We start from the raw sequence: 13,425 nt of genomic DNA, 5'->3' as shown, positions 1-13,425 counted from the left end.
GCTGTTATCATCCGTAGCATCTATCTTGTACGGATCGATCCATGTCCACTCGTGAAATCCGCATTGCCACGCGCAAAAGTGCCCTTGCCCTGTGGCAGGCCGAATACGTCAAAGCCCGTCTGGAGCAGGCTCACCCTGGCCTGTTGGTAACACTGGTCCCGATGGTCAGCAGGGGCGACAAGCTGCTCGACTCGCCATTGTCGAAGATTGGCGGCAAAGGCCTGTTCGTCAAAGAGCTTGAGACCGCGTTGCTGGAAAACCAGGCTGACATCGCCGTACATTCGATGAAAGACGTACCGATGGACTTCCCCGAAGGCCTGGGGCTGTACTGCATCTGCGAGCGCGAAGACCCGCGTGACGCCTTCGTTTCCAACACCTTCAAGAACCTCGATGAACTGCCTGCCGGGAGCATCGTGGGTACCTCCAGCCTGCGTCGACAGGCCCAGCTTCTGGCCCGCCGACCTGACCTTGAAATCCGCTTTTTGCGCGGCAACGTCAATACTCGCCTGGCCAAACTGGATGCCGGCGAGTACGACGCAATCATCCTTGCGGCTGCCGGCCTGATTCGCCTCGGTTTTGAAGCGCGGATAAGCTCCAGCATCAGCGTAGAAGACAGCCTGCCTGCCGGTGGCCAGGGCGCGGTGGGCATCGAATGCCGCAGCGTCGACAGCGAGATCCATGCATTGCTGGCACCGCTGCACCATCAGGACACCGCTGACCGTGTGGTTGCCGAGCGCGCCCTGAACAAGCACCTCAATGGCGGTTGCCAGGTTCCGATTGCCTGCTACGCCGTGCTTGAAGGCGAGCAGCTGTGGTTGCGGGGGCTGGTGGGCGAGCCGAGTGGCGGCAAGCTGCTGACCGCACAGGCCCGGGCGCCGCGCAGTGACGCGCAGGCATTGGGTGTGCAGGTGGCCGAAGCCCTGCTGCAGCAAGGCGCTGAAGAGATCCTCAAGGCGGTTTATGGCGAGGCTGGCCACCCGTGAACCGCTGGCGCCTGCTCCTGACCCGGCCGGCGGAAGAATGCACGGCCCTGGCGCAGAGCCTGCTTGAACACGGCGTCGCGAGCAGTAGCCTGCCGCTGCTGGAGATTGAGCCCGTGGGGCTGGATGAGCAGGCGCTGGGCGTGTTGCGCGCTGTCGATCGCTACGCGGCGATTATCGTGGTAAGCAAGCCGGCGGCCCGCCTTGGTCTGGCCGAACTGTCGCGATTGTGGCCACAACTGCCGCCGCTGGCCTGGTTCACCGTGGGCGCCGCTTCTGCTCAGATTCTGCAGGCGCAGGGCTGTCAGGTCAGTTACCCGCCCGTGGGTGACGACAGCGAGGCGCTGCTGCAGTTGCCGGCGCTGTGTCAGGCCATTGCCGGCCCGGCACCCCGTGTGTTGATCATGCGCGGCGAGGGCGGGCGCGAATGGCTCGCCGAGCGTCTCGCTGAGCAAGGTGCTAGTGTCGATTATCTGGAACTCTACCGCCGTTGTTTGCCAGCCTACCCGGATGGCACCCTGGCCGGGCGCGTTTGCAGTGAACGCCTGAACGGCCTGGTGGTCAGCAGTGGGCAGGGGTTTGAACACCTTCGCCAGTTGGCTGCGAATGATTGGCCAAGGTTGGCGCAGCTGACATTGTTTGTGCCCAGCCCGCGCGTAGCGGCACAAGCCCGGGAAGCCGGTGCACAGAATGTAGTGGACTGTCGCGGTGCCAGTGCCGCGGCGTTATTGGCAGCGTTGCGGCAAACCCCCGCACCTGCCCTTGAGGCGCTAAGCTGATTGGCGTCGAGCCCAATGCAAAGGATGGATACGTGAGCGAAACTGTCTTGCCCAACGATGACCTGCAAGCGACGCCAGAAGCGTCTGAACCCACTGCCGCCACGCCGAGCAAGCGCTCGGCCAATGGCCTGGCAATCCTGGCTTTGCTGCTCGGAGCTGCGGGCGTTGCAGTAGGCGGGTGGGGCGTGTGGCAGGTGCGTCAGCTCCAGGGTGCCGAACAAGGCCAGGGCCAGTACCTGCAATCCTTGAGCGAAAAGACCCAGGCGCTGCAGCTGCGTGAGCAGCAGATGTCGGCGCAGTTGGCGGCGTTGCCGGCAGCAGACGAGCTCGAAGACCGTCGCCGCCTGGTTGCGCAACTGCAGGGTGATCAGCAACGGTTGAGCCAGCGTCTGGAAACCATTCTTGGCGCTAGCCGCAAGGACTGGCGCCTGGCGGAGGCCGAGCATTTGCTACGCCTGGCCAGCCTGCGCTTGTCTGCCCTGCAGGATATCGTCAGTGCGCGCGCGCTGGTTCAGGGGGCTGACGAGATTCTGCGTGAGCAGAGTGACCCGGGCGCCTTTGCCGCGCGCGAGCAACTGACCAAAAGCCTGGCCACACTCAACAGCGTTCAGCAACCGGACCGTACCGGGTTGTTCCTGAAACTGGCGGCGCAGCGTGAACTGGTGCAGCAATTGAGCGCGGTGTCGCCAGAGTTCAACAGTAATGCCGACGCCTTGGGTGCACTGACCGCCGATGGCGATGGCGCCAGTCGCTGGTCGCAGTGGTGGGCGGAAATATCCAAGTACTTCCAGATCGATTTCAATGCCGACGAAAACATTCGTCCGTTGCTGGCTGGGCAATCCCTCAACCAGCTGCGCCTGGCCCTGAGCCTGACGATCGAACAGGCCCAGTGGGCCGCGCTCAATGGTGAAGCAAAGGTCTATACCCAGGCCCTGGACGATGCGCGCAGTATCCTGCTGGCCAACTTCAATGCGGACAACCCGCAGAGCAAAGCCATGCTCGACAGCCTCAATGCCCTGGCAGAAGAGCCGGTGTCGGTTGTGGTTCCAGACCTGGCGGACAGCCTCAGTGCTGTGCAGGCGTACCTTGAGCGTCGGCACCTGCCGGCCGAGGAGGTCAAGCCATGAAACGCGTATACCTGCTGGCAGTCGTGGCCATTGCGGCCGCTGCCGCGCTCGGGATCGCGATCGCCAAACACAGTGGTTATGTGTTGATTTCCTACGGCAGCTTTCGCTATCAATCCGGCCTCTGGACAGCGCTCGCGGTATTGGCCTGTCTCATTCTGGGTGTGTTGCTGGTGCGTTTTCTGGTGGGGCTGGTGCTGACCTCCAGCGGCGTGGTCAATCCCTGGTCACGGCGCAACCGCAGCCGTCGTACCCGGCTGGCCATCGAGCAGGGCCAGCTGGACCTTGCCGAGGGGCGTTGGGCCAGTGCCCAGCGTCACCTGCAACGCGCCGCCGAAGCCGAGCGGCAGCCACTGCTGTACTACCTCGGCGCCGCTCGCGCCGCCAATGAACTGGGCCGCGTGGAAGACCGCGATAACTTGCTGGAGCGGGCGCTGGAGCGTCAGCCGCAAGCCGAGCTGGCCATTGCCTTGAGTCATGCCCAGTTGCAGATGGATCGCGGCGAGAGTGATGCGGCCCTGACAACCCTGCAGGCCATGCAGGAGCGTCATCCGCATAACGCGCAGGTGCTGCGCCTGTTGCAGCGGCTGTACCGCGAGCGTGGCGACTGGTCGGCGCTGATCCGCCTGTTGCCTGAGCTGCGCAAAGACAAAGTCTTGCCGGCCGCCGAGTTGGCGGATCTGGAGCGCCGCGCCTGGGGCGAAAACCTGAGCCTGGCTGTCAGCCGTGAGGGCGAGGACCAGAGTGCGCGCCAGTCACTGGAGCGCGCCTGGCAGCAGCTTACGGCGGCGCAGCGACAGGAGCCGCAACTGGTCTCGGCCTATGCCGAGCAACTGCGCCAACTGGGTGCGCAAGGCGAGGCTGAGGAGGTGCTGCGTGCCGCGCTCAAGCGTCAGTACGAGAGCCACCTGGCAAGGCTCTATGGCCTGGTGCGCGGGTCTGATGTGGCGCGTCAACTGCAAACAGCGGAAGGCTGGTTGAAGGACCATGGCGATGATCCGGGACTGTTGCTCACCCTGGGCCGGCTGAGCCTGCAGAACCGTCTCTGGGGCAAGGCGCGCGACTACCTGGAAAGCAGCTTGCGTTTGCAACGCAACCCCGAGGCCTGTGCCGAACTTGCGCGCCTGCTGGCGGGGCTGGGGGATAACGAGCGCAGCAACCAGTTGTTCCAGGAAGGCCTGGGTCTGCTGGACGAGCGTCTGTTGGCATTGCCATTGCCGGAAGCCGTTCGCGCTTGAACACCCCTTGGGCTCGTGGCATGCCGCGGGCTCAAGGCTTCATAGAAAATGACTACGCCTTCCTACGTAATTGCCCTGCAATGCACTAAGTGCGTTTCTGAAGTATTTCGCGAAATTTCCCTTATCAGACAATGATTTGTCCCAATTCTTGCGCCTTGAAACAATACGCGTCTTTCCTCTACCGTTGGTGCTTATCCACTTGATTCCGGAACTGCCATGCCGTTGGCCCGCATCCGCCTGTTGTTCCTGCCGGCGCTATTCGCCTCGGTACTGATGTTGGCTGCCGCGTTCTATCTGGAGTGGGGGATGGCACAGGTGCCTTGCGCCTTGTGCTACAGCCAGCGGCTGGTGCTGGCTGTGTTCGCAGGGGTGTGCTTGTGCGCGGTGGTGCAGGCGCCCGGGCACCGGGGTACACGGGTCTATGCCGCATTGACGCTACTTCTGGCTTTTGCCGGAGCGTTGCTGGCGGCTCGACAGGTCTATTTGCAGAGTACGTCGCTGGTGCCGGGCAATAGTTGCCCGGCGCCATTTGGTTATAGCGTCGAGAACATGCCACTGAGTGAGCTGCTCAAGACCATGGTGGTCGGCAACCCTGATTGCGTACGGATCAACTGGAGCTTTCTCGATCTGACGATTCCAGAGTGGAGTCTGTTGTCGTTCTTGTTACTGGCCGCGTTGTCCCTGAATCAGGTGTTTGGGCGCTGGCGTTCGAATTTCCGTCATCGGGCCGAAAAATAAAGCCCTCCGTCGATGTTGTAAACGACCGATGGCAAGTAGGAACGGGATTAAACACTTGTATGAACTTTGTAGGCTGAGTACCTTGAAGCCAAGGGCGCACGGGAATAATCTCCCTGCACGCATACCGAAAACACAGCTGCTCGATGCGGCCTGCTGATTTCACCATTGCTGCGCACACTTGCGAGCGGGGGCAGGCGCATTACCCAGAAGGGAAGAGATCGCCATGCTAGATAGTTGTCAGAATGCTCAGGAACGCTGGGGCGGAGTTCACAAGCTCATTGACCGTTGGTTGGATGAGCGCGCAGAGTTGGTGACAGCCTTCCGCGAGTTGCGCGATGCCAAGCCGGCTTTCGCCGACAAGGACAAAAGCCGGGATTTCTGTGCGGTGCTGATCGACTATGTGTCGGCCTGGCACTTCGAGGTAAGCGAACAGTTGGTCAGCGAGGCGAAGGCCTTCGGTGATACACGTGGCCTGGAGCTGGCAAAACAGATCAGCCCGCGTATCGATGCAACCACCGAAATCGCCTCGGCCTTCAACGATCACTGCGACAAGGGGGACTGCAACGACCCTGAGCGCTTCGCGAAAAAGTTGAACGAACTCGGCAGCTTGCTGCATGAGCGTTTTGAACTTGAAGATTGCCTGATCGAAGTGTTGCACAACGCCCATAGCGAAGAAGGCGCCGTGCAGGCCTGATCGGCGTGCCGGCTGCTCAGTCGGCCACTCCGAGCAGTTCAATCTCGAATACCAGTGGCGTATAGGGCGCAATCAAGTCGCCCGCGCCTTCGGCGCCATAGGCCTGTGCTGAAGGAATCACCAGTCGCCACTTCGATCCCGTTGCCATTTCCGGCAGCGCCACTTGCCAGCCCTCGATCACACTGTCCAGATTGAACCATTGCGGTTGCTGGCTCTGATCGAACACGGTGCCATCGGGCAACATTCCGACATAGCGAACCTGGACTTTGCCCTTGGCGTTGGGCTTCGCGCCGCTGCCTTTGCTCAGTTCACTGACCAGAATGCCTGCGGCTAATTCGCGCACGCCTGCGCGGGAACGTTCGGTGGCCATGAAGCGTTTTTCAGCACTCAGCATCTGTTCGCTTTGTGCATGCAGTGCTGCTTCATTGGCTCGGGCTTCGTGTTCGCTGAGCAGTGCCGCCATGCGTGCTTCGCTAAGCGCCAAAGGCTTGTTTTGATAGGCCTGGCGCAGCCCTTCGAGCAAGGCGTCCAGTTGCAGGTCAGGTACCTGCGTACGCAAGCGTTCGCCCAGGCTTGCGCCCAGGCTGTAGGCCAGATCGTGATCATCTGTGGTGGGCTGGGCAGGCGCTGCAATGAGCGCTGCAGGCCATAGAAAAAGAGCTAGTACGAGATGGCGTGACACGGGCTCACTCCTGCTTCAACGAGCGCAAAGTATGCCAGCCTTCGCTGGGAACTTTGGCTAAATATCAGCAGCACTTTGTGAAGCATCTACACTGATTTCCAGCTGCAGCAATAACAACTTTGCCCAGGCATGCAACGCGGCGAATTTAATACTGTCAACATGCCCTAGCGGCGGTAGCAGCAGAAGCATAGTATGAGCCGCACTCTCGTCAGCCAGGAGGTAAGCCATGTCGGCCAATAAGAAGCCAGTAAGTACGCCGTTACATCTGCTCCAGCAACTCTCGGGCAGCCTGCTCGATCATTTGGAAAATGCCTGCTCGCAAGCGCTGGCTGATGCTGAAAAACTGCTCGCCAAGTTGGAAAAACAACGCGGCAAGGCACAAGAGAAATTGCACAAATCCCGTCTCAAACTGCAGGACGCTGCCCACGCCGGAAAAGCCAAGGCGCAGGCCAAGGCAAAGTCTGCAGCCGCTGAACTTGAAGAACTGCTCGACTCGCTCAAAGAGCGCCAGTCGCAGACCCGCACCTACATTCAGCAGCTCAAGCGCGATGCCCAGGAAAGCCTGAAACTGGCCCAGGGTGTTGGCAAGGTCAAGGAAGCAGCAGCCAAGGCGCTGACCCAGCGTGCAGCCAAACCTGCACCGGTTGCAGCGGCCAAGCCTGCGAGCAAACCTGCAGCACGTACAGCAGCTGCGAAACCTGCCGCCAAGCCTGCGGCCAAACCAGCTGCAGCCAAGGCGCCTGCCAAGCCAGCGGCTAAAACCGCTGCTGCAAAACCTGCGGCCAAGCCAGCCGCCAAACCTGTTGCAGCCAAGGCACCTGCCAAGCCAGCGGCTAAAACCGCTGCTGCAAAACCTGCAGCCAAGCCGGTTGCTGCCAAAGCACCTGCCAAGCCAGCGGCTAAAACTGCTGCTGCAAAACCAGCTGCAAAACCTGCGGCTAAAACGGCTGCTGCAAAACCTGCGGCCAAACCAGCTGCAGCGAAAGCGCCGGCCAAACCAGCGGCTAAAACTGCCGCTGCCAAACCTGCAGCAAAACCGGTTGCAGCCAAGCCTGCCGCTAAACCTGCGGCCAAGCCGGCTGCGGCGAAACCCGCCGCTAAACCCGCGGCCAAACCTGCTGCGGCGAAGCCTGCTGCAAAACCCGCAGCCAAGCCAGCTGCTGCCAAACCAGCGGCCAGGTCTGCAGCCAAACCCGCTGCTGCCAAGCCAGCAGTAAAACCAGCCGCCGCACCAACGCCAGCGGCTCCAACCACAGCGCCAGCTTCGGCAACCCCGGCCTCGGCACCTGTCGCACCCGCCGCTACACCGTCGAGCGCACCCGTTACGTCGGTTACCAACCCTCAGACACCGTCGTCGGCGTCCTGAGTCATTTGCATTGCGGCGCGCAGCACATGCCGCGCGTCGTGATGCAAGCGGGTGTCTGGCGAGGTCAGCAACGGCAGCCAGTCCGTACCCTCTTCGGCATTCGTTGCCCAACCTTCGCTTAGTGCTTGCAGCCGCTCCAGCAGCATTCGTTCTGCCGCCAATTCCAGTCCCTTGACCTGATCACGCAAGCTTGCCAATGGCAGGTCCTGCAAGGCTGCCGTGCGCCATTGCCGGCGCAGGCTACGCAGTGGTTTTACCACCTCGTCCTGCCAGACATCGGCCAGGGAACGTAGCGCCTGCAGGCGCGACTCGTCAGGCGTGACACCGCGCTCACCGAGCCAGGCCACGCATAACAGCAGGCAAACATCGCCGCCGTGATCCTGCCATTGCAGGCAGGCCACCTCCACCCCTGGGCGGGCGTACAGATTCAGGGCAAAATTCCACAGGTCGGTGTGCATGGTCCCACTCGCGCCAGTTGCCGACGAAGCTGGTAGACTCCGCGGCCATTATGATCAGACTATCGAACCTCACTTTACAGCGTGGTCCCCAGCGCCTGCTAGAAGGCGCTGAAATGACCCTGCATGCCGGTCAGAAGGCCGGCCTCATCGGTGCCAATGGCGCCGGTAAATCCAGCCTGTTCGCTATGTTGCGTGGTGAGCTGACGCCCGACTCAGGCGACTGTCAGCTCCCGGCCGACTGGCGTATTGCGCACATGCGCCAGGAGGTCGACACCCTCGACCGGCTGGCGGTCGACTATGTGCTCGATGGTGACGCGCGTCTGCGCAAGGTCCAGGCTGACCTGGCCGCGGCCGAGGCTGCGCACGACGGCACCGCCCTGGCACGCCTGCACATCGAGCTCGATAGCGCTGATGGCTACACCGCCGATGCCCGGGCACGCAAACTGCTGGCCGGTCTGGGCTTCACCAATGACCAGATGGATCGGCGCGTCGGAGACTTTTCCGGTGGCTGGCGGATGCGCCTGAACCTGGCCCAGGCACTGATGTGCCCCTCCGACCTGTTGCTGCTCGATGAGCCCACCAACCACCTGGACCTCGATGCGATCCTCTGGCTGGAGGACTGGCTCAAGGGTTACCCGGGCACGCTGCTGCTGATTTCCCACGACCGCGATTTCCTCGATGCGGTGGTCGATCATGTGGCCCACGTCGAACAATGCAAGCTGACCCTCTACCGGGGTGGTTACACCGCCTTCGAGCGCACCCGTGCCGAGCGCCTGGCGCAGCAGCAACAGGCCTATGAGAAGCAGCAGGCCCAGCGCGCGCACATGGAAAAATACATCGCCCGGTTCAAGGCTCAGGCCACCAAGGCCCGTCAGGCGCAGAGCCGGATCAAGGCCCTGGAACGCATGGAGGAGCTGTCGGCTGCGCATGTGGACTCGCCGTTCGATTTTGTCTTCCGCGAGTCGGAGAAAATCTCCAGCCCGTTGCTCGACCTGTCCGAAGGGCGTCTGGGCTATGGCGACAAGACCATCCTCGAGAAGGTCAAGCTTCAGCTCACGCCGGGCGCGCGGATCGGTTTGCTGGGCCCTAACGGCGCGGGCAAGTCGACCTTGATCAAGAACCTCGCCGGTGAGCTCGAGCCCCTGAGCGGGCGCCTGGTGCGCGGTGAGAACCTGTCGGTGGGTTACTTTGCCCAGCACCAGCTCGACTCGCTGGACAACAAGGCCAGCCCTTTGCTGCACCTGCAACGCCTGGCACCGACCGAGCGTGAACAGACACTGCGCGACTTCCTCGGGGGCTTCGACTTCCGTGGCGGGCGCATCGACGAGCCGGTGCTGAATTTCTCTGGCGGCGAGAAGGCGCGGCTGGCCCTGGCGTTGATCGCCTGGGAGCGTCCGAACCTGTTGCTGCTCGACGAACCGACCAACCACCTGGACCTGGAAATGCGCCTGGCGCTGACCATGGCCCTGCAGGAATTCAGCGGTGCGGTGCTGGTGGTTTCCCACGATCGGCACCTGCTCAAGAGCACCACCGACGACTTCCTGCTGGTGGCTGACGGCAAGGTCGAGACCTTTGATGGCGACCTTGACGACTACACCCGCTGGCTGGTCGAGTACCGTCAGCGCAACGCGCCGGTCAGCACCGCGCCGGTCAACGCCGACAAGACCGATAAAAAAGCCCAGCGCCAGGCCGCCGCCGCGCTGCGTCAGCAGTTGGCGCCGCACAAGCGTGAAGCCGACAAGCTGGAGCGCGAGCTGGGTGCCCTGCACGAGCAACTGGCGAAAGTCGATGCCAGCCTCGGCGACAGCGCCATTTACGAAGCCGCACGCAAGGATGAGCTGCGCGACATGCTGGCCCAACAGGCCAAGCTCAAGGTTCGAGAAGCCGAACTGGAAGAAGCCTGGATGGCCGCCCTCGAGCAGCTGGAGACCATGCAGGCGGAGCTGGAGGCGTTGTCTTGATGGCGTCGTTGCAATTGCCGGTGCCGCCAGAGTGGATTGCGCCGTTCTGGATGGGTTTGCAGATTCTCCTGATCCTGTGCGCTGCGTTTGTACTGCAGCGCCTGGTCGGGCGCTGCCTGCGACGTCTCGGTGAGCGTTACCCGTTACCGCCGGAGCTGATGATGCCGGTGCGCGGCGGCTTGCGCTGGCTGATCATGGGCAGCGCACTGGTGTTTGTGCTAGAGCGCCTGGGCGTCTCTGCCACGGTGCTGTGGACGGCCTTGTCAGGCTTCGTCGCGGTGGCCGCGGTGGCGTTCTTTGCCATGTGGAGTGTGCTGTCGAACCTGTTGTGCGCAGTGCTGATTTTCACCGTTGGCCCGTTTCGTATCGGCGACGTGGTGGAACTGGTCGAGACCATCGACAAGCCCGGGGTGAAGGGGCGGGTGGTCGCGATCAACCTGCTGTTCACGACCCTGATCGAAATGCCGGAAGCGGGGGGAGCGACCGTGCAGGTACCCAACAGCCAGTTTTTCCAGAAGTCGGTGCGGCGCTGGCGCGGTGCCGAGATTGTGCCGCTGGTGGGCGACGAGAAATCCGTCGGCAAGTGATCGGTATCTGAAAAAAAGCGTGGTTATTTTTTCGCCTGCGCACTAGCTTAGAGTTTTGTAACAAGTCTTGGCGAGGTGTGTGATGTCGTTGGAAACGTGGTTGGCGTTTTTTGCCGCTTGTTGGGTGATCAGTCTGTCGCCGGGTGCCGGGGCCATTGCCTCGATGTCCTGTGGCCTGCAGTACGGCTTCTGGCGCGGTTACTGGAACGCCCTGGGCCTGCAGCTGGGCCTGGTGCTACAGATTGCGATCATTGCCGCAGGCGTCGGCGCCATCCTCGCCACCTCGGCCACTGCCTTCCATGTGATCAAGTGGTTCGGTGTTGCCTACCTGGTGTACCTGGCGGTCAAACAATGGCGTGCGCTGCCGAGCGACCTTAGCGACGAGTCGACCGTGCGGCCGATCGGCAAGCCCCTGAGCCTGGTGTTCCGCGGCTTTCTGGTCAACGTAAGCAACCCCAAGGCGCTGGTCTTCATGCTCGCGGTGCTGCCCCAGTTCATCAACCCGCATGCACCGTTGCTGCCTCAGTACCTGATCATCACTGCGACCATGGTCACCGTCGACCTGCTGGTGATGGCCGGTTATACCGGGCTGGCCGCGCGGGTGTTGCGTTTGCTGCGTACGCCCAAGCAGCAGCGGCGCATGAACCGTACTTTCGCCGGCCTGTTCCTGGGGGCGGCGACACTGCTGGCGACAATCCGCCGCGCACCGGTCTGAAATCAGGCTGCTGCCAGTAGGGAAAAGCGACCTCAGGGTCGCTTTTCTTTTGCGCGGAAAAATTGTCACTAAATTTTACGTAGTTTGTCGTGCACACCTTGAGCGATGGCCAATGGAAGTGAACAATGCAATACCTCGCATTGTTATTTGAGATTGGCTCATGACTTCCCGTTCCCGCTTGCTCGCCTGGCTGCTGTGGCCACTGATGGCGCTGAGCAGCACTGTGTTGCTGGCCGATACGGCCGATGATGCCGCCAAAGCGTTGCATCTGCTCGACTACATCGGCGCCGATTATCCGGCAACGGTGGAAGCGGGCAAGGTGGTGGATGATGGCGAGTACCGTGAGCAGCTGGAGTTCACCGACGTCCTGCACGGGCTGATCGGCGGGTTGCCGGCGCGTGCCGAGCGTCAGGCGCTGGAGCAGGGCGTGGTCAACCTGCGCCAGGCGATCAGCCAGCATCAGGACGGTGCCAGCGTCGCGCGCATGGCACGCCAGCTCGGTGCCCAGCTGGCGGTGGCCTATGAAGTCAGTCAGGCACCGCTGATCACCCCGGACCCAACTCGCGGTGCGCCGCTTTACGCGCAGCACTGCTCGGTCTGTCATGGCGACAGCGGTGCCGGTGACGGCCCGGCGGGGGTCGGCCTGGAGCCGCCACCGGCGAATCTGCGCAGCAGCGAACGCCTGGCACGCCTTAGCCTGTTCGACCTTTACAACACCCTGGGGCAAGGGATCGAAGGCACCGACATGCCGTCGTTTGCCGACCAGCTCGACGAACGCCAGCGCTGGGACCTGGCCACCTACGTCGCCAGCTTCACCGCCGACCCTGCCAAGGCCAAAGACGATACCCCCTACAACCTTGCGGATCTGGCACGCCAGACGCCATTGGAGGTTGAAGCGGCGCTGGGCCCGGACGCCGCTGCGCAATTCCGCGCCCAGCGCGCCCAGCCACCGCAGGTACAAAGGGGCCCTGCGCAATTGCTCGACTACACCGCCAGCACCCTGGACAAGAGCCTGGCGGCCTTCCAGAACGGTGATCACGACCAGGCCTATGACCTGTCGGTGGCTGCTTACCTGGAAGGATTCGAGCTGGTCGAAAGCTCGCTGGACAACGTCGACGCCAACGTGCGCAAGGACACCGAGAAGTCGCTGATGGCTTACCGCCAGGCGCTGCAGGACGGCTTGCCGCTGGAGCAGGTGAAACAGCGTCTGGACGTTGCCAAGGGCAAACTCAAGGAAGCTGCCGATCTGCTTGGCGGCGATGGTTTGAGCTGGTCGCTGAGCTTCATCTCCGGCCTGCTGATCCTGCTGCGCGAAGGCCTCGAAGCGATTCTTGTGCTGGCGGCGATTCTCGCTTTCCTGCGCAATACCGGGCAGCAGTCGGCGGTGCGCAGCGTCAACATCGGCTGGGCCCTGGCCCTGCTGGCCGGCTTTGGCACCTGGGCCCTGGCGGCCTATGTCATCGACGTCGGTGGCGCCCAGCGCGAATTGCTTGAGGGCTGTACGGCCCTGTTCGCCAGCGTCATGGTGCTTTGGCTGGGCGTGTGGATGCATGACCGCCGGCATGCGGCCGCCTGGCAGAACTACATCAAGAGCAGCCTGGTGAGTGGCGGCGGGCGATTCGGCTTTGCCTTGCTCGCCTTCTTCTCGGTGTACCGCGAATTGTTCGAAGTGATTCTGTTCTACGAAACCCTATGGCTGCAGGCCGGGCCTGCTGGCCATCAGGCGGTACTGGCCGGTGGCGCAACTGCGCTGGTGCTGTTGGTGGGCCTGGCCTGGGTGATTCTGCGTGGCTCGGCGAAGCTGCCGCTGTCGCTGTTCTTCAGCATCAACGCGGCGCTGCTGTGCGCCTTGTCGGTGGTGTTTGCCGGTCATGGTGTCAAAGCGTTGCAGGAGGCTGGCGTGTTCGGTACGCGTCCAGTGGCGTTCTTCGACTTTGACTGGCTAGGGATCCACGCCGACGCTTACTCATTGGCGGCGCAAGTGGTGGCCTTGTTGGCGATCGCTTTCCTGTACGGCCGCAGTTACCTGGCGTCCAGGCGTCGGGTGCCGGCGGGTTGATTTGAAGCCAGGCGGGCGAGCAGGGATACTGGTCGCCCGTTTAC

Annotated in this window: 13 protein-coding genes; 11 read left to right on the top strand and 2 right to left on the bottom strand. The window is 62.3% G+C overall.

Annotated elements, in window-relative coordinates; all coding sequences use genetic code 11:
• The first annotated feature begins 41 nt into the window (after positions 1–41).
• From hemC to rsd, 6 genes are all read left to right on the top strand, one after another.
• On the top strand, positions 42–983 hold the full coding sequence (gene hemC / locus DM813_RS02440; protein ID WP_128321854.1) for a hydroxymethylbilane synthase: 942 nt from the start codon (positions 42–44) through the stop codon (positions 981–983).
• Positions 980–1,759, top strand: a complete 780-nt coding sequence (locus DM813_RS02435; RefSeq protein ID WP_128321853.1) for a uroporphyrinogen-III synthase — start codon at positions 980–982, stop codon at positions 1,757–1,759. The genes hemC and DM813_RS02435 overlap by 4 nt, the downstream gene beginning before the upstream one ends.
• Positions 1,760–1,791: 32 nt before the next feature.
• Positions 1,792–2,886 carry a uroporphyrinogen-III C-methyltransferase gene (locus DM813_RS02430; RefSeq protein WP_128321852.1) on the top strand — a complete coding sequence of 365 codons (1,095 nt, stop codon included), beginning with the start codon at positions 1,792–1,794 and terminating at the stop codon, positions 2,884–2,886.
• Positions 2,883–4,121: a heme biosynthesis protein HemY gene (locus DM813_RS02425; protein ID WP_128321851.1), complete on the top strand. Its 1,239-nt coding sequence runs from the start codon at positions 2,883–2,885 to the stop codon at positions 4,119–4,121. Before DM813_RS02430 ends, DM813_RS02425 begins: the two co-directional genes overlap by 4 nt.
• 216 nt (positions 4,122–4,337) lie before the next feature.
• Positions 4,338–4,859, top strand: a complete 522-nt coding sequence (locus DM813_RS02420) for a disulfide bond formation protein B (RefSeq protein ID WP_128321850.1) — start codon at positions 4,338–4,340, stop codon at positions 4,857–4,859.
• A 223-nt stretch (positions 4,860–5,082) separates the two neighbouring features.
• The gene (rsd, locus tag DM813_RS02415) at positions 5,083–5,553 is read left to right on the top strand and encodes a sigma D regulator (protein WP_128321849.1); all 471 of its coding nucleotides are present in this window, start codon (positions 5,083–5,085) and stop codon (positions 5,551–5,553) included.
• Between the two features lie 16 nt (positions 5,554–5,569).
• Here the strand turns inward: rsd and DM813_RS02410 are convergent, their stop codons facing one another.
• Positions 5,570–6,235 (bottom strand): FKBP-type peptidyl-prolyl cis-trans isomerase, encoded by a 666-nt coding sequence (locus tag DM813_RS02410; RefSeq protein ID WP_128321848.1) that lies wholly within the window; start codon positions 6,233–6,235, stop codon positions 5,570–5,572.
• A 226-nt stretch (positions 6,236–6,461) separates the two neighbouring features.
• Between DM813_RS02410 and DM813_RS02405 the strand changes: the two genes are divergently transcribed.
• Positions 6,462–7,601 carry an AlgP family protein gene (locus tag DM813_RS02405; protein ID WP_128321847.1) on the top strand — a complete coding sequence of 380 codons (1,140 nt, stop codon included), beginning with the start codon at positions 6,462–6,464 and terminating at the stop codon, positions 7,599–7,601.
• On the opposite strand, the gene DM813_RS02400 is transcribed toward DM813_RS02405, so the two are convergent.
• Entirely contained in the window at positions 7,577–8,059 is a 483-nt protein-coding gene (locus tag DM813_RS02400) for a TIGR02444 family protein (protein WP_128321846.1), read from the bottom strand. The two genes, DM813_RS02405 and DM813_RS02400, sit on opposite strands and share 25 nt — an antisense overlap.
• Positions 8,060–8,109: 50 nt before the next feature.
• Between DM813_RS02400 and DM813_RS02395 the strand changes: the two genes are divergently transcribed.
• From DM813_RS02395 to DM813_RS02380, 4 genes are all read left to right on the top strand, one after another.
• Positions 8,110–10,020, top strand: a complete 1,911-nt coding sequence (locus tag DM813_RS02395; protein WP_128321845.1) for an ATP-binding cassette domain-containing protein — start codon at positions 8,110–8,112, stop codon at positions 10,018–10,020.
• Entirely contained in the window at positions 10,020–10,607 is a 588-nt protein-coding gene (locus DM813_RS02390) for a mechanosensitive ion channel family protein (protein WP_128321844.1), read from the top strand. Before DM813_RS02395 ends, DM813_RS02390 begins: the two co-directional genes overlap by 1 nt.
• 82 nt (positions 10,608–10,689) lie before the next feature.
• Positions 10,690–11,322 carry a LysE family transporter gene (locus DM813_RS02385; protein WP_128321843.1) on the top strand — a complete coding sequence of 211 codons (633 nt, stop codon included), beginning with the start codon at positions 10,690–10,692 and terminating at the stop codon, positions 11,320–11,322.
• A 160-nt stretch (positions 11,323–11,482) separates the two neighbouring features.
• Positions 11,483–13,381: an FTR1 family protein gene (locus DM813_RS02380; RefSeq protein WP_128321842.1), complete on the top strand. Its 1,899-nt coding sequence runs from the start codon at positions 11,483–11,485 to the stop codon at positions 13,379–13,381.
• Positions 13,382–13,425: the final 44 nt, after the last annotated feature.

Source organism: Pseudomonas alkylphenolica (assembly GCF_004025535.1).
Classification (GTDB): Bacteria; Pseudomonadota; Gammaproteobacteria; order Pseudomonadales; family Pseudomonadaceae; genus Aquipseudomonas; species Aquipseudomonas alkylphenolica_A.
Note: the sequence above shows the minus strand (reverse complement) of the source record. Positions and strands in the feature narration are given on the sequence as shown.